Genomic DNA, 15,292 nt, shown 5'->3' with positions numbered 1-15,292 from the left:
GATGGACGGCGGCGCCTGGTTCATGTGGTGGCTCCGTCGGCGGCGTGGCCGGGCGGCGCGGCGTGATGTGTGGTGGACCGGAGAGTCCTGGGCGGCAGATGAGGGAGGACCCGCGGGACTTTCCGGCTGCCGCGTGAGGGCGCTACTTCGTCGCAACGACGTAGACGCTGCCCCACCGGCGCTTCGGGTTGGCCATGGCGGGATCGAACGTCCAGGGCTCGACGGTGCTGAAACCGACCTCGGTGAAGAGGTGGACGAGCTTCTCGTGGTCGTAGGCCCACAGGTGTGGGGTGTAAGTGGGGTCGTCGTCCTGGTCGCGGAAGACGAGGTTGATCAGGTCGAGTCGCGTGTTGATGTCGCTGCGGCAGTCGCGCTTGGCGTACCAGCGCTCGATCGTCTCGTCGCTGGCGTCCAGGGGGCCGGGGTACTGGTTCAGGGCGAGGGCGGCGTCGGGAACGCCGGTGATGATCCGGCCGCCCGGCACGAGGACCCGGTGGGCCTCGCGAACGTAGTGCTTGGCCGAGTGCGGGTAGTCGATGTGCTCCAGGAAGTGCTCGGAGAAGATCTCGTTGGTGCTGTCGTCCTGGAGAGGGATGCCCTCACGAATGTCCCACAGGAGGTCGGCCGGCGGGACTAGGTCGATGTTGAAGAAACCGTCGACGCGGTGAGCCCCGCCGCCGATCTGCACCTTGATGGGCCTTTCGTCGAGCCGGCCGTTGGGCCAGGCGCGGCAGCTGGCGTGGTGGTAGCAGTGCAGTTCGATCTCCTTCGCTGCGGCCCGGAGAGTGCGGGCGAGGCCGTGGGTAGTGGCGGGGTCGGCGAGTACGGCAGAGATCTGCTCGCCGAGAAGGTCGACGGAGGGCATGCCGGAGGGACTCATCACGGGTCTCCTGCGTGTGAGGCCGTTCGGGGTCGAGTGGGCCCCGGATGGCGCTGGCGATGATCAGGCGACGCTGGGCGCAGGGCGGCCCACTGGTTGTTGCGCATCAGGGTGTACTTGATGTCCACGAGCCGCGGAGTGATGGTCAGCGAGAGCTCTTCGGCCGGGTGGAGGTGGCCGGCGTCGTCCTGCTCGGCGCGCCAGACGCGGTAGTCGAGGTTGGGGTAGGCCGGGTTGATGCCGATCTCGCCCTTGGGCATCGTGCCGTTGAACGGGGCGACGATGTCCATGTGGTTCCAGTAGTTCCAGGCTTGCAGTGCCTTGTGCTGGTCGAAGTAGAAGTAGAAATCGGGGTAGCGGCCGAAGGTACGCAGTTCTCGGTGGATGAGGTGGCCCAGGAGCGGTCCGAACTGAGCGGCCAGGGAGTCGAATTCCCAGCGGGTGTGGTGCCATGCTTCGGGGGCGTCACCGGGTGCGAAGAGGCGAGCTGCGACGAGGTAGCTGATTCGCTCGACCAGGTATGCGTTCGCGTGGCTGATGTCGATGGTCGGCTCGACTCGGTGGAGGAGCGCGGCCAGCTGCTTCGGCCGGGGGCGGAAACTCGCGAGGTCGAACTTGCCGGCCATGGCAGGGAAGGAGGCGAACAACATCTCCTTGTACAGCCAGTTGTTCAGCTCGCCGAGTTCGGCCAGACGCCGGGTGTGGTGAGAAGTCGAATGGAGCATCAGGTACTCGGCGACCGCTTCGAAGTACAGGTAGCCAAGGATCGGCAGGCGGGGGATCGTCTCGTCGAGCAGCTTGAGGAACAGCCCGGCATCAATCCGAGTGCTCTGATAGGCGACGGCGGCAGCGGTGGCGAGGAACGCGGCCGAGTTCTTGACCCGGCACACGACGGTCTCGCGCAGCTGGTGCCGTTCGTTCTTGCTCAGCAGGTATTCGAGGTGGCTGTAGATCTGCAGGTGGATGAGGCCCAGCCGCAGGTAGTCCACGCCGGCGAGACCGCGGTATGCCTGCGGCGGCGTGTCGATTTCGAAGATCAGCGGAGTGGGGACGCGATCGGTGACGCCGAGCTTGGCCAGGAAGGTCGGCGCTTCCTTGGTCAGGACGTAGTCGCCGAGATTGTGCATGCGGAAGCCCCGGTCGATCGCCGTGAGCGGTGCACAGTAGATGCTTCCTACAAGGCAGCCACCCGACGGGTAGAGCACTCCCTGTCGGCTGATCGCCTCCAGGGCGTGGGTGACGTGCAGCAAGTGCAGCTTGCCGCTGCCGCTCAGTGCCTCGAAGAGGGCATTCTGGCGTAGCAAATGGCCGTTCGGAGTTTCCTCGGCGAGCCGTCTGTCCCAGCCCGCAGCCTGGGAGGCGAGGGAGTGGGCGTGATCGCCGGGGCGGGGGCTGAGGGTGGAGTCGAAGAATGCGTGGGCGTCGGCCCACAGGTGGTAGGAGTCGAGGAAGTCCATGGTCAGACCAGGCCCTTCTCGGCGAGCGCGTAGCCTACGGCCGTGGTGTCGTCGGCCCCGGCGAGATAGGCCCGCTCCGAGATCAGTACCAGGTCGAAGGCGAGGCCGCGCAGTTGGTCGAAGGCGGGCTCACGCACATGCCGGGCATCCGGCCACCACTTCAGCTTCGGCAGGCGATAGCGGTCCAGGGCATCAGCGGCCTTGACCACGTCGGTGATGCGCTCGGCCCGGGTGTGGTCGGTCTTGTCGTCTGCGGTAAACGCCTCGTACGGGATGTCGTGCAGACGGATGGCGATGGACGCTTGCACGATTCGCCGTGGTGTGGCGGCGAGGCCGAAGTGGCTCCAGACAGTGTCGGCGTTCGCGGCCAGCCAGATGGCCGCGCGGGCGCCATGTCCGCAGTCGGCCTTGTCGTGCCGCCGCTGGCAATCGTGCACGGCGGCGGCGAGAATCGCCGTGGCGGAGTCGGTGTCGTCGAGGCCGTTCGCCTCGGCAAGGACAGAGACCAGCGCCGCCGTCCTCATGGCGTGCCGGACTCCGTGGAGCGACGTGTACAGGCGTGGGTCCGCCCACCACCGGGTGGGCAGTCCGCTGCGAGCGAGCAGTTCCTTCGACTGCGGACGCAAGGCCGACGCCGATGCCGATGGCAGGACGGGCCTGTGGTCGCTGATCCACACGACGGTGGCATAGTCCATGTGCTGGTGGAGCGGAAGCTGCCGTCGGGCAGCCAGGTCGATCAAACTTGCGGCTGACGGGGTTGTGCTCACTCGTGCCCACCCCCTTGGTGGTCTCCGCGGTGATGTTCCCTACCGGATCGGCGCGGCCTGCTGCTCGCGCTCCTTGCTTTCCTTCTCGGCCGCCTCGAACGCGGCGGTGAAGTCGGCCAGCTCCTGCTCCGTCATCAAAGCCACGCCGAGCACCGTGGCGACGTCCGTGATCTTGGCCTCGGCCTCGGCACGGGCTTCGTATGAGGCGCCGTCCTCCAGCAGGACCTCGAACTCCGCGTGGTAGCCCCACGCCTCGCTCCACTTGACCGCGATCTCGATGTCGTCGATGCGGAAGTTGTGACGGAAGTTGAACGCCTCGTGCATTGCCGTCTCGAACCCGAGGGCGTTGAACACCTTCACCGCGGCGGGAACGTCGGCGGGGGCGATGGCGAACTCGGTCTCGGCGAAGGCTGCCCCCTGCCCGATCTTGCTCCCCTTAAGGGTGATCTTGGCAGTGCCGACAGCGGTGTTATCGGTGACCTTCAGGAGCTGGTCGGGGAGCACGTAGAAGTAAATGTGCTTGTCGTCGGGGCCCAGATCCTCTCCGTCCGCCTTCAGGCGGGTGACGAGCTGATCGTGGGCCTCCTTGGTGAAGCGCGCACGCATCTCGATCTCGACAGCCACGGGACTGTTGCCTCCTGGTTTCAGGCATGGCGAAGCTAGCCGGACCCGGCCGCGAGGAGGGCCTGTCCGGTCGGGCGATCGCTGTGGGGGTTGGTGGTTGTGCGCGGGGTGGTGCGACCGATGCGGGTACCGACCGCATCACCCCGGTACATCTTTGGGCGTCAGCCAAGGGCGCCGAAGCGTCCCTCGACGACCCCCGAATGCAGGTAGGTCGGCAGCTGAACGCCTCCCACCGACGTGCGGCCGGTGGCCACCTGCTCCTCCGTCTCGCTGGAGAAGCCCTCCAGCAGACGCAGACACTGTTGGGCCCACTCACGCGACGCGGGTCGGTCCCCCAGGTCACGATGGCGCACAGCGATGGCGTACGCCGTCTCGGCGGCCGCCCACCGGTCGGTCACCAGCTCACGCTGGAAGATCGACTCCAGTTCCTCGGTGGACGCCGGGCGGGTCGAGTTGGTCATGGTGCCCTCTCGGATCAGACAGTCGTGCCCCAGTGGTGATCAACGCTCCGGCGTCCCCGCAGTGACGCTACGACCAGTTGCTAGTAGGTGTAGATCTCGGCCAGCGTCTTGTAGTCCTGCAGTTCGTCCTTGCCGAACCACAGCTCCAGCTCCTGCTTTGCCTCCTCCGCGTTGCCGGAGGCATGCACAAGGTTGGCGACCGCCTTGCCCGAGGCGATGCTTGCCGCGGCGCTGTAGTGCGAGAGATCGCCCCGCACCGTGCCGGCCGGAGCCTGGTTCGGATAGGTGCTGCCGACGATCTTGCGGACGGTAGCGATGGCATCGAAGCCCTCCAGCACCAGGGCAATAACCGGCCCCTGCTGCATGAACGTCGACGTGACGTTGTAGACCTCCGGACCCAGCCGTTCCTCAAGGTCGAAGTAGTGCCGACGGGTGAACTCTGCGTCCATCCACTTCATCTTCGTGCCGACGATCTTCAGCGCGGCGTCCTCAAACCGCGTGATGATCCTTCCTGCCAGGCCACGCGCCAGCGCATCGGGCTTGAGCAGGACGAGCGTGCGCTCGACAGTGTGTGCCTGAACTTCGGGCATTGACTCCCTCTCTCCATGCCGGCAAACGAACATGACGGTCAATCAGCCGTCAGCTGCTGAGGCTACCGGCGTCAGCAAGTCGGTTCGGGCGAGGAACGCCCCGGACGGGTGAACGCTGGCTGGCGTGACCGATCAGCTGATCAAGAGGAGCGATTCAGCCAACTTCTCCTTCTCCGTTATCCACTGGAGACAGGCACCTAAAATCCCCCTGTGGTCGTCCGGCGCTTTCGCGCCTCTCCTATGTCTCCCACCCACTGGGCCCTGGGGCGCTTCCTCGGGCCTCGATGACTCCGATTCTCCCCGGGCTCCTATCCCGCAACCATGAAGTGCCAGTGCAGTGGGAGTGCACTTTCGGCGTGCGGATTCCTGCACCGGGACAGCTACGAGGGGCAGTCTTATGGACGTGGTTGAGCGCTGGAGCGGCAGGTACGCCTGCCTGTTGCAGTCGGCCCTACGGCTCAGCAACGAACAGTTCGCTGCCCGCCTGGGCATCGCCGCAAGGACCGTGGCCGCCTGGCACTCCGACGCCTCTCTTGTGCCCCGCAGGGAGATGCAACAGCTCCTCGACACAGCTCATGAGCAGGCTCCTCCGGCTGTGCGACAGCGCTTCGCCCTCCTACGGGCGAAAGAACGGGCCCCAGCGGACTCGCCGCCCGCCGGCGCGCAGGCGCTGCGGGTGGCCATCGCGGTAGTCGTCCGCGAAAGCGATGTCCTTCTTGTGTGCCGCCGAGATGACGACGCTACTGGGACTACGTGGCAATTCCCGGCCGGCGTCATCAAGCCGGGAGGGAGGGCGGAGACCGCCACTGTGCGGGAGACCTTGGACGAGACGGGAGTCCACTGCGCGGTCCGGCAGCGCCTCGGGGACAGACTCCATCCCGTCACCGGCGTGTTGTGCGAGTACTTCCTGTGTGAATATCTGGCTGGTCAGGCCACCAATAGCGACGTGGCCGAGAACATCGACGTCATGTGGGTGCCCAGAAAGGCGGTACCCCGCTTCATCCCCGTCGATACGATCTTCCCACCCGTCCTGACCGCCCTGGAGAAGCAGACGTGACGCAGCAGAACACGGACGATCGTCCGGGCATCGCCGCAGCAATTGTGGTGAACGAAGGCCGTGTACTCATGGTGCGCCGCCGGGTCAGCGAGGGACAACTCTCCTGGCAGTTTCCGGCCGGAGAGGTCGAGCCCGGCGAGGCCCGCGAGGACGCCGCTGTGCGGGAGACTCGAGAGGAGACCGGGCTGACTGTGGCGGAGGTGAAGTTGCTTGGCGAGCGGGTCCACCCGAAGACGGGTCGGCTGATGTCGTACACCGCTTGTGACGTGTTGAGCGGTACCGCCCACGTCGCAGACACCGAGGAACTCGCCGAGCTGGCCTGGGTCGCCCACGACGAGATCCCCGAATACGTGCCGTACGGGCTGTTCGAGCCTGTGCAGGAGTACTTGGACGCGACCCTCGCCTCCTGACTGGCCAGGAGCCTGTGAACAGGTTCTTTGCCGTTGTCCTGAGACAGGGCAGGGAGGAGCACGGGTTTTCCCACGGACCGGGGGACCTGGCGCGAGTATCAGCCCCCCTACTTCCTGCGAGGACGTTCGTTCTCCAGTGTGGTGACCTTCGCGAACGTCTGGCGGACGTTCCCCCGTTTCCTCGCCGCCACCGACCTGCCGCCGATCCTCCTGCGAGACCTGCGTCACGTCGCGGCCGCTCTCACCCACGGCGGGTATGGCGATCGACCCACACGATCACGGAGACGCTGATCCACTCCACGATCACGCTCACGTCGGACACGTACACGGGTCTGCTGACCGAAGTCGACAAAGCCGCGGTAGAAGTCCCCGCTGCGCCGGTGCCACGTGCCCGTAAGGCTTCTTCCGTAGCCCCCGCTGCCGGTCCGTCCGCTCACGCACGAGGCCGGAGAAGGCTGAGCGCCTCGACCGGATAAACCCGATCGAGGCGCTAAATAGCAGCTCAGAGAGGGTTTTCCCTCGCTGCCGACGGTAGGCCGTGTGGGACTCGAACCCACAACCAACGGATTAAAAGTCCGCTGCTCTGACCAATTGAGCTAACGGCCCCTGGCGAATCACCCCCGAGCATAGCCCGCCCGAGCCCGGCAGCCGATCCGGTATCGGGTGCCGGGGCCTGTCGTCCCGGTCGGAGGGTGATCGGAGGGTGTGCGGGGTGTGGGCGGGGAGGGGTCAGTGCGGGGGTTCGGGGGAGATCGTGCGCTTGTGATCCGGGTTGTCCGGCTTCAGGAACCAGTGCCAGGCCGAGACCAGCCACCAGGTCGCCGCGAAGCCGAGTACCACCAGGACCGCGATCGGGGCGTAGTTGAAGGTCTCCCAGGTGACCGGCGACACCTGGGGCAGCATGAACAGCACCGTGATGATCACGACCCACGTCACCGCCACGATGCCGATCGGGCGGGACCAGCGGCCGAGGTGCCAGGGGCCGCGGGCGAAGTCGTCGCCGCGCAGGAGGCGGAGCAGGGTGGGGATCACGTACGCGATGTAGAGACCGATCACCGCGATGGACGTGACGGCGGCGTACGCGGTGACATTGATCAGGTACGGGAGGCCGAGGGCGAGGGCGCCCAGGGCGGCGAGCCAGACCGCCGCGACGGGGGTGCGGGTGCGGGGGCTGACCGTGTGCCAGATGTGGGAGAACGGCAGGGCGCCGTCGCGGGAGAAGGCGTAGATCATGCGGCTGTTGGCCGTGACCGAGGCCATGCCGCAGAAGAGCTGGGCACCGATCACCACCAGCAGCAGGAGCTTGCCGGTGGTCGCTCCGAGGGCGTCCAGGAGGATCTGGGCGGGCGGGGCGCCGGTCGGGGACGTGAGGGCTCCCTCGTACGACTGGATGGCGAAGGTGAAGCCGAGCAGGAGGACGAAACCGGCGATCCAGGAGGTCCAGATCGACTGCACGATCCCGCGCGGCCCCGCCACCGCGGCGTCGCGCGTCTCCTCCGTCATGTGCGCCGAGGCGTCGTAGCCGGTGAAGGTGTACTGCGCCATCAGCAGGCCGATCATCACCACGTAGAAGCCGCTGCCCCACCCCGTGTTGTTGACGAACTCGGTGAACACGTACGACGCCGACTGGTGCGAGTCCGGCACGAAGGTCAGAGCGCCGACGATGACGGCCACGCCGAACACGTGCCACCAGACGCTGACGCTGTTGAGGACCGCGACGATGCCGACGCCGAAGGTGTTGAGGAGACCGTGCAGCACCAGGATCGCGGCGAAGAGCAGGATCGTCCGGCCGGGCGTGACCTCGAAGCCGAACTGGAGGTTCAGATACGCCCCGAGGAACGACGCCGCCCCGAAGTCGATCCCGGCGGTGACGGCGACCTGTCCCAGTACGTTGAACCAGCCCGTGAACCACGCCCAGGCGGCCGCCGAGCGCGGCGGGGCGAGACGGTGGGCCCAGAAGTACAGGCCCGCCGAGGTCGGGTACGCCGAACAGATCTCCGCCATCGCCAGCCCGACGAACAGCGTCATCAGGCCGACCCCGACCCATCCCCAGGTGATGACGGCGGGGCCGCCGGTGTTCATCCCGAACAGATACAGCGTCAGACAGCCGGAGAGCACCGAGATGATCGTGAACGAGACGGCGTAGTTGGAGAAGGCCGACATCCGGCGGGCGAGGACCTGCGTGTAGCCGAGTTCGGCCAGCCGCGCCTCGTCCGATCCGGGCGCCGCGGACCGGTCGGGGGATGCGGACGGACCGGAGGACGCGGGCCGGTCGGTGGGCGGGGCGGACGATGCCGGTGGGCCGGGGGGTCCCGCGTGTGGCGCGGGAGAGTCGTTTGTCATGCCCCCAGCGATTCCCTCGCCGGGCAGCCGACATGCGTACCAGGTGGCCCGGAAACGACCTCGCGCTCCTCCCGGAGACGAGCACGAGGACGAAGACGAGCGGCGAGCGGCGAAGGAACGCCACGGCGCAGAGCCGGGGACACGACAAAGCGGGCCCGTCCGTGAAGGACGGGCCCGCTTCAGCAGCTCGGCCGAGCCGCCTCGCGGCAGCTCAACAGTTCAGCGGAGCGCGATCAGCCGTTGCGCTTCCAGCGCGGCTTGTCGTCGCGGCGGCCGAACGAACCGGTGTTGGTGCCGGTGTTGGCACCACGGTGGTCATCACGGCGGCCGGTCGGACGGTCGCCGGCGCCACCGGCGCGGAAGCCGCCCGAGGGACGGTCGTCACGGCGGTCACGGTTGAACGGACGGTCGCTGCCGCCGGAGCGGAAGCCACCGGTGGGGCGGTCGCCGCCACGGTCGCGGTTGAACGACGGACGGTCGTTGTCACGACGCTCGAACGAACGGCCACCACGGTCATCGCGACGGTCGCCGCCACGGTCGTCACGGCGGTCGCCGCCGCCGGAGCGGAAGCCACCGGTGGGGCGGTCGCCGCCACGGTCGCGGTTGAACGACGGACGGTCGTTGTCACGACGCTCGAACGAACGGCCACCACGGTCATCGCGACGGTCGCCGCCGGAGCGGAAGCCACCGGTGGGACGGTCGCCGCCACGGTCGCGGTTGAACGACGGACGGTCGTTGTCACGACGCTCGAACGAACGGCCACCACGGTCGCCGCCACGGTCGTCGCGACGGTCGCCACCACCGGAACGGAAGCCGCCCCGGTCGTTGCCACCGCGGTAACCGCCACGGTCGCCACCGCGGTCGTCACGGCGGTTGTCGCGGCGCTCGTAGTTGCCGCGCTCGTCGCGGCGCTCCTCGCGCACGGCCGGCTGCTCCGGCACGGACACGGCGGCCTCGATCGCGGCCTCCGCCTCGGCGGTGACCTCGGCCACCGCTGCCTCGGGGTCGTCGCCCCGCTCGCGCGCGGCGCGGGCGACCAGGCGGTCGGCCTCCTCGCGCAGCTCACCGGCACGGCGCTGGACGCGCTCCAGCTGCTTGGTCAGGTCGGCGACCTCGCGCTCGGCCTGCTTGGCGGCGTTGTTCGCGGAGTCGGCCTGGACCTCGGTCAGCGAACGGGCGCCGGTGATCTCGGCGACCTCCGGCTCGAAGACACCCGCGCCCTGCACGAGGTGGCGGGAGGCGTCGACGCCCGCGTCCTCCATCAGGCGGAAGATCTGGCGGCGCTGGTGCGGAAGCGCCAGGGAGACGACGACACCGGACTTGCCGGCGCGGGCGGTACGGCCCGAACGGTGCAGGTAGTCCTTGTGGTCACCGGCCGGGTCCACGTTCAGGACCAGGTCGATGCCGTCGACGTGGATACCGCGCGCGGCGACGTCGGTCGCGACCAGCGCGTTGACGTAACCCTTCTTGAAGTCCTCAAGAACGCGGGTACGGGCGCCCTGGGTCATGCCGCCGTGCAGCGCGTCCGCCTTCACGCCGGACTCGATGAGCTGCTCGGCGATGCGGTCGGCACCCAGCTGGGTGCGGACGAAGATGATCGTGCGGCCCTTGCGGGCGGCGATGGCGGCCGTGACCGGTGCCTTGTCCTTCGGCTTCACGACGAGGACGTGGTGCGACATGGTCGAGACGTTGCCCTGGGCGCTGTCGACCTCGTGGCTCACCGGGTTGGTCAGGTAGCGCTTGACCAGGGTGCCGATCTCGTTCTCCATGGTGGCGGAGAAGAGCATGCGCTGGCCGCCGCCGGGGATCTGGTCGAGCAGCTCGGTGACCTCGGGCAGGAAGCCCAGGTCGGACATCTGGTCGGCTTCGTCGAGGACGGCGACCTGGACGTTCTCCAGGGAGCAGGCGCCCCGGTTGATGATGTCGCGCAGGCGGCCCGGGGTGGCGACGAGGACGTCGACACCGCGCTCCAGCGCGTAGATCTGGTTGCCCATCGACGTACCGCCGCAGACGACCTTCATCTTCAGGCCGAGCACGTCGCCGTAGGGCTGGAGCGCGTCCGCGACCTGCATCGCGAGCTCACGCGTCGGGGTGAGGATGACGGCGCGGGGCTTCTTCTTCTCGGTGAAGCCACCGGCCAGCGCGGCCAGGGTCGGCAGACCGAAGGAGAGGGTCTTGCCGGAGCCGGTACGGCCGCGGCCGAGGATGTCCTTGCCGGCCAGGGCGTCCGGGATGGTCGCAGCCTGGATCGGGAAGGGCGAGGTCACACCGTTCTGCGCGAGCTTGCGGACGATGCCGTCGGGCAGTCCGAGCGAGCTGAAGGTGACGGTCGGCTCGGCGTCGGCCTCGTCGGCGGCCTGTGCGTCCGCGGTCTCGGAGACCTCGGCTGCGACGGTCTGCGTCTCGGGGACCTCAGCGGCCTCAGCGGTCTCGGCGACCTTGACGGTGATGGTGTCGGCGACGGTCTCGTCGGCCCGGGGTGCCTGGGAAGCCTGGGCCACTACGGCCTCGGCGAGCTCAGCGAGCTCTGCGTTGTCGACGTTCTCGGGCATGACGGTGTGGTCAGAACTGGAAATTGACATGCGAAATGCGAAACCTTCCGGAGTCTCGGCACGCGCCCGTAACTCCGTGATTCGCAATTTCGACCGCCTCAATGCGGTCCAGCCACGGCAAGGGAGAGTACGCGCCACACGGCGCTCTTCTGTGTCGGCGCCGGGCAATGGGATCAAACGATCTACCACCATACGCACTCTCACCCACATTGCGCAAACCATCCCCTCCCCTCGCGTCCCTACACCGGCCCCACCTGCGGTGATGCCTCCGGAGTCCGCAGCATCTCCGGCCGCCGCGGTGCGGTCATCGCACCGGCACGGAGCTGCGCGGCCGGCGAGGCCGAGGGGGGTGGTGTGGGCGGTTCCGAGGGCTGCGAGGGCTTCGGATCGGGGTCGGGATCGGGTCCCGGAGCCGACGGGCTCGGCGGCTCCGGGGTGACCGGCGACGGCTCCGCGGGCCCCGGAGCGGAAAGGGTCGGGGCCGGCGGCCGGCCTCCCAGGGTGGGCGGCGGGGTGACCGGGGGCCTGCGTCGGTCCGCCGGGGCGGCCGAGGAGGTGGCCCCCGAGGCGTCCGGGTCCGGCTCCCCCGGGATCTCCCGGTCGGAGTGCGTGCGCGCGAGGCCACGGCCGGCGCCGGCCGTGCCGGAGTCCGGCACGGTGCCGTCCGGCTCGGCATCGCCGCCCTTCTCGTCCGCGGACCGCGAGGGCCCCGGCCTGGCGCCGTCGTCGCCGACGCTCATACAGCCTGTGGACGCGACGATCGTCAGCGCGGTGACGGCTGCCCATCGGACGGGGGCGGACAAGTGGCGCACGGGTGGCACCTCCGGGACGAGGGAACGGCGGAGTGGGTCGGCGGAGCGCAACGGCGACGGAACGGAACGGCCGCACAGGACGGCCGCGCAGAACAGCCGCGCGAACGGCCGCTCGGGGCGGCCACATCGGGTGGCGGGGGCGGGGACAGCTCCGTGAGTCCGCGAGGACCTACGCCGACGGGGCCGTACGGGAGCGGCTCCGTGCCCAACTCCCCAACCCCCGCCGGAGACACGCCCGACGCGCCACCCGCCCGCCGCGTTACGCCCCGAACCCGCCCGCCAGCTCCGCGCCCAGAAAGACCGCCCCCAGTCCCACCAGCAGGGACACCACCACATTGGCCGCGGCGAGGAAGGCCCGGCCGGTCTCGGCCAGCCGCAGCGTCTCGTACGAGAACGTCGAGTACGTCGTCAGCGCCCCGCACAGGCCCGTACCCAGGAGGGCGTACGTATGTGCGGAGACCGCGGCCCCGGTCAGCACCCCGAGCAGCAGGCTGCCCGCCGCGTTGACGGTGAACGTCCCCCACGGGAACACATACGGAAGTCCCCTTCCGTGGTGCGCCTGCACCGCGCGGTCCGTCAGATAGCGCAGGGGCGCCCCGACGGCCCCGCCGATCACCACCAGCAGCCAGTTCACGCGGCCCGCCCACCACCGCGTACGCCCAGCAGCGCCCGCGTCGCCACGGCCGCGCCCCACACCGCGCCGAGCGCCCCCACGACGGTCACCACCGCGTACGCCATGGCGGTCAGCGCCTCCTGGCGCACCAGCAGCTTCGACACATCGGCCGCGTACGTCGAGAACGTCGTGAACCCGCCGAGCACCCCGACCCCGAGGAACGGCCGCACCAGCGGACGGGTCACCACACCCCGCTCGGAGACCAGCACCATCACTACGCCGATCAGGGCGCAGCCGGTCACATTGACGCCGAGGACCGCCCAGGGGAACGCCCCTTCGGCGGCCGGCCAAAGCAGCAGGGCGGCGTACCGCGCGGAGGCACCCAGCGCGCCGCCCGCCGCGATGGCCCCGAGCACCTTCCACTTCTCGCGGCCGGCCGTCTCGGCCCGTTGTGCGGGAACGGAGAGATCGACATCGGGGTCGATGGCCGGGCCCCGGGCCCGACCGCCACGGCCCCGGTCACCGTTGCCGAACCCGCCCCCGCCCCCGCCCCCGCCCCCGTCACCGTGGCCATCGCTGTCGCCGTGGCCGTCGCCGTCGGGCTCCCGCTCGGGCCGGGGAGAGCTCACCCGTACCCCAGCGCGTGCAGCCGCTCGTCGTCGATGCCGAAGTGGTGGGCGATCTCATGGACCACGGTGATCTCCGTCTCGGCGACGACGTCCTCGTGCGACTCGCACATCCGCAGCGTCGGACCCCGGTAGATGGTGATCCGGTCCGGCAGCACGCCCGCGTACCACTCGCCGCGGTCGGTGAGCGGCGTTCCCTCGTACAGCCCGAGCAGCTCGGGGTCGCCGGGGGCCGGTTCGTCCTCGACGAACACCGCGACGTTGTCCATCAGCCGCGTCAGCTCCGGCGGAATCCGGTCAAGAGCCTGGCTCACCAGCTCTTCGAACTGCTCCCGCGTCATCTCCAGCACCCCGCCATTGTCACGTACGACCGGCCTGAACGGGCGGGCTCCGCCGGTCCGGGCCGGGGTCCCGGCACAGTGCCCCCGCATGCCGGGGGCCGTATCGGGGCATACGGGCCCAATGGCCCGCGACCCGTTCCGTGCCGCAGTCGACCGCACCCGGCACCGCTCCCGAACCAAGCGCCCGCACCCCCGCAACTCCTTCCGCAACGCCCTCCGCAGCCCCTTCCGCAACCCGCTGCGCAGACGCCTCGGCCCGCCCGAGCGTCCCGGCCTCCCCACCGGCCCCCTCGCCGCCGCCCCGAACCCGTACCTCCGCGCGCTGGGCCTGCTCGCCGTCGTCGTGCTGGGGGCCTGGCTGGGGCTGCTGGCCGTGGGCAGCGTCCGTACGCCGGTCGGCCCCATGGACACGAACATGACCCTGCGCCCCTCCCTCACCGGCGGCAGCAGGATCAATGTGTCCCCGCTCGGCGCCCTGGAGCTGAACTCGCACGTCGCGCCGCTGCGTCTCGACGTCGATGTCGACCGCCTCGACCCGGCCCGCTCGCAGACCCTGGTCGATCACCCCGAACAGTTCTCCGGCCTCCAGGACCAGGTCACCCGGGACGTCGCCACCGGCACCCGTGACCTGGCCGTGCGGTCCTGTGTGGCCGTCGTCTCCGGTGCCACCGCGCTCGGCCTCGCCGTCTACCGCCGCCCGCGCCGCGCCATGGCCGCCGGAGGGCTCGCGCTGACGCTCCTGGCCGCGTCCGGCGTCAGCGCGTACGCCACCTGGAACCCGAAGTCCGTCCTGGAGCCCCGGTTCTCGGGGCTGCTGTCCAGCGCCCCGTCCGTCGTCGGCGACGCCCGCTCGATCGTCACCGAGTTCGACGTCTACCAGCAGGAACTGGCCCGGCTCGTCACCAACGTCACCAAGCTGTACGACGCCACGTCCACGCTCCCCGTCTACCGCCCCGACCCCGGCACCATCCGCGTCCTGCACGTCTCCGACGTCCACCTCAACCCCGCGGCCTGGCACATCATCGGCTCGCTCGTCGAGCAGTACGAGATCGGCGTGATCATCGACTCCGGCGACACCATGGACCACGGCAGCGCCGCCGAGAACGGCTTCCTGGACCCGATCCGCGATCTCGGCGCGCCCTACGTCTGGGTCCGCGGCAACCACGACTCCCCGGTCACCCAGCAGTATCTGAAGGGCTTCGAGAACGTGCACGTCCTGGACGAGGGCAGCGCGGTGAGCGTGGCCGGACTGCGGATCGCCGGCACGGGCGACCCCCAGTTCACCCCGGACCGCTCGATCCCAGCCGAGGGCCGGGCGGCCGAACAGGCGGCGGGCGCGCGGCTCGCCTCGGCGATCCGCGGCCAGAAACGGGCCGGCACCCCGGTGGACATCGCGGTCGCCCACGACCCGAACGCAGCCCGGGAGACCGACGGCACGGTCCCGCTCGTCCTCGCCGGGCATGTGCACCACCGGGTGAACGAACTCCTGAAGCTCGGTACGCGGCTGAAGGTCGAGGGCTCCACGGGCGGCGGCGGGCTGCGCGCCGTGCAGAACGAGAAGCCCGAGAAGGTGCGTGCCTCGGTGCTCTATCTGGACCGGGCCACCCGCCGTCTACAGGCCTGGGACGAGATCACGCTGGGCGGTCTGGGCCTGACGACGGCCGAGGTCAGCCGCCATCTGCCGGAGGAGAATCTGAAGAACGCCTCGCCCCCGCCGACGCCCGCCGCGACCTCCCCGTAAACCGTTTTGGCGATAGCT

The 15,292-nt window shown here is 69.4% G+C and carries 15 protein-coding genes and 1 tRNA gene; 3 read left to right on the top strand and 13 right to left on the bottom strand.

Going from position 1 to position 15,292, the window contains the following annotated elements:
• Nucleotides 1–142 precede the first annotated feature (142 nt).
• The 6 genes from OG251_RS21300 to OG251_RS21275 all read right to left on the bottom strand — a co-directional run bounded on the left by OG251_RS21300 (nucleotide 143) and on the right by OG251_RS21275 (nucleotide 4,779).
• Nucleotides 143–880, bottom strand: a complete 738-nt coding sequence (locus OG251_RS21300; protein ID WP_326678674.1) for a class I SAM-dependent methyltransferase — start codon at nucleotides 878–880, stop codon at nucleotides 143–145.
• On the bottom strand, nucleotides 880–2,337 hold the full coding sequence (locus OG251_RS21295; protein WP_326678673.1) for a hypothetical protein: 1,458 nt from the start codon (nucleotides 2,335–2,337) through the stop codon (nucleotides 880–882). The genes OG251_RS21300 and OG251_RS21295 overlap by 1 nt, the downstream gene beginning before the upstream one ends.
• Nucleotides 2,338–2,339: 2 nt before the next feature.
• Nucleotides 2,340–3,104 (bottom strand): hypothetical protein, encoded by a 765-nt coding sequence (locus OG251_RS21290; protein WP_326678672.1) that lies wholly within the window; start codon nucleotides 3,102–3,104, stop codon nucleotides 2,340–2,342.
• A 39-nt stretch (nucleotides 3,105–3,143) separates the two neighbouring features.
• Nucleotides 3,144–3,728, bottom strand: coding sequence for a hypothetical protein (locus OG251_RS21285; protein ID WP_326678671.1), 585 nt, complete (start codon nucleotides 3,726–3,728; stop codon nucleotides 3,144–3,146).
• Between the two features lie 161 nt (nucleotides 3,729–3,889).
• Nucleotides 3,890–4,189 (bottom strand): hypothetical protein, encoded by a 300-nt coding sequence (locus OG251_RS21280; protein WP_326678670.1) that lies wholly within the window; start codon nucleotides 4,187–4,189, stop codon nucleotides 3,890–3,892.
• An 80-nt stretch (nucleotides 4,190–4,269) separates the two neighbouring features.
• Nucleotides 4,270–4,779, bottom strand: coding sequence for a nucleoside-diphosphate kinase (locus OG251_RS21275; protein ID WP_326678669.1), 510 nt, complete (start codon nucleotides 4,777–4,779; stop codon nucleotides 4,270–4,272).
• Between the two features lie 397 nt (nucleotides 4,780–5,176).
• Between OG251_RS21275 and OG251_RS21270 the strand changes: the two genes are divergently transcribed.
• Both OG251_RS21270 and OG251_RS21265 read left to right on the top strand, forming a co-directional pair.
• On the top strand, nucleotides 5,177–5,836 hold the full coding sequence (locus OG251_RS21270) for an NUDIX hydrolase (RefSeq protein WP_326678668.1): 660 nt from the start codon (nucleotides 5,177–5,179) through the stop codon (nucleotides 5,834–5,836).
• The gene (locus OG251_RS21265) at nucleotides 5,833–6,246 is read left to right on the top strand and encodes an NUDIX hydrolase (RefSeq protein ID WP_326678667.1); all 414 of its coding nucleotides are present in this window, start codon (nucleotides 5,833–5,835) and stop codon (nucleotides 6,244–6,246) included. Before OG251_RS21270 ends, OG251_RS21265 begins: the two co-directional genes overlap by 4 nt.
• A 532-nt stretch (nucleotides 6,247–6,778) precedes the next feature.
• Here the strand turns inward: OG251_RS21265 and OG251_RS21255 are convergent.
• From OG251_RS21255 to OG251_RS21225, 7 genes are all read right to left on the bottom strand, one after another.
• Nucleotides 6,779–6,852: transfer RNA gene (locus tag OG251_RS21255), tRNA-Lys, on the bottom strand.
• A 123-nt stretch (nucleotides 6,853–6,975) separates the two neighbouring features.
• Nucleotides 6,976–8,589, bottom strand: a complete 1,614-nt coding sequence (locus OG251_RS21250; RefSeq protein ID WP_326678666.1) for an amino acid permease — start codon at nucleotides 8,587–8,589, stop codon at nucleotides 6,976–6,978.
• A 233-nt stretch (nucleotides 8,590–8,822) separates the two neighbouring features.
• Nucleotides 8,823–11,141: a DEAD/DEAH box helicase gene (locus OG251_RS21245; protein WP_326678665.1), complete on the bottom strand. Its 2,319-nt coding sequence runs from the start codon at nucleotides 11,139–11,141 to the stop codon at nucleotides 8,823–8,825.
• 239 nt (nucleotides 11,142–11,380) lie between these two features.
• Entirely contained in the window at nucleotides 11,381–11,953 is a 573-nt protein-coding gene (locus OG251_RS21240) for a hypothetical protein (protein WP_326678664.1), read from the bottom strand.
• Between the two features lie 259 nt (nucleotides 11,954–12,212).
• Nucleotides 12,213–12,587, bottom strand: coding sequence for a fluoride efflux transporter CrcB (gene crcB, locus OG251_RS21235; protein WP_326678663.1), 375 nt, complete (start codon nucleotides 12,585–12,587; stop codon nucleotides 12,213–12,215).
• Nucleotides 12,584–13,051: a FluC/FEX family fluoride channel gene (locus tag OG251_RS21230; RefSeq protein WP_326681340.1), complete on the bottom strand. Its 468-nt coding sequence runs from the start codon at nucleotides 13,049–13,051 to the stop codon at nucleotides 12,584–12,586. The genes crcB and OG251_RS21230 overlap by 4 nt, the downstream gene beginning before the upstream one ends.
• Nucleotides 13,052–13,191: 140 nt before the next feature.
• Nucleotides 13,192–13,542: a metallopeptidase family protein gene (locus OG251_RS21225; protein WP_198953131.1), complete on the bottom strand. Its 351-nt coding sequence runs from the start codon at nucleotides 13,540–13,542 to the stop codon at nucleotides 13,192–13,194.
• 112 nt (nucleotides 13,543–13,654) lie between these two features.
• On the opposite strand from OG251_RS21225, the gene OG251_RS21220 reads away from it, so the two are divergent.
• Entirely contained in the window at nucleotides 13,655–15,274 is a 1,620-nt protein-coding gene (locus OG251_RS21220; protein ID WP_326678662.1) for a metallophosphoesterase, read from the top strand.
• Nucleotides 15,275–15,292 lie beyond the last annotated feature (18 nt).

It is taken from the genome of Streptomyces sp. NBC_01237, assembly GCF_035917275.1.
Taxonomy (GTDB): Bacteria; Actinomycetota; Actinomycetes; order Streptomycetales; family Streptomycetaceae; genus Streptomyces.
Note: the sequence above shows the minus strand (reverse complement) of the source record. Positions and strands in the feature narration are given on the sequence as shown.

Coding starts and splice junctions, on each gene's coding strand:
- OG251_RS21270 (WP_326678668.1), top strand. CDS start 5,177: ATGGACGTGGTTGAGCGCTGGAGCGGCAGGTACGCCTGCCTGTTGCAG.
- OG251_RS21295 (WP_326678673.1), bottom strand. CDS start 2,337: ATGGACTTCCTCGACTCCTACCACCTGTGGGCCGACGCCCACGCATTC.
- OG251_RS21220 (WP_326678662.1), top strand. CDS start 13,655: ATGGCCCGCGACCCGTTCCGTGCCGCAGTCGACCGCACCCGGCACCGC.
- OG251_RS21275 (WP_326678669.1), bottom strand. CDS start 4,779: ATGCCCGAAGTTCAGGCACACACTGTCGAGCGCACGCTCGTCCTGCTC.
- OG251_RS21250 (WP_326678666.1), bottom strand. CDS start 8,589: ATGACAAACGACTCTCCCGCGCCACACGCGGGACCCCCCGGCCCACCG.
- OG251_RS21280 (WP_326678670.1), bottom strand. CDS start 4,189: ATGACCAACTCGACCCGCCCGGCGTCCACCGAGGAACTGGAGTCGATC.
- OG251_RS21245 (WP_326678665.1), bottom strand. CDS start 11,141: ATGCCCGAGAACGTCGACAACGCAGAGCTCGCTGAGCTCGCCGAGGCC.
- OG251_RS21300 (WP_326678674.1), bottom strand. CDS start 880: ATGAGTCCCTCCGGCATGCCCTCCGTCGACCTTCTCGGCGAGCAGATC.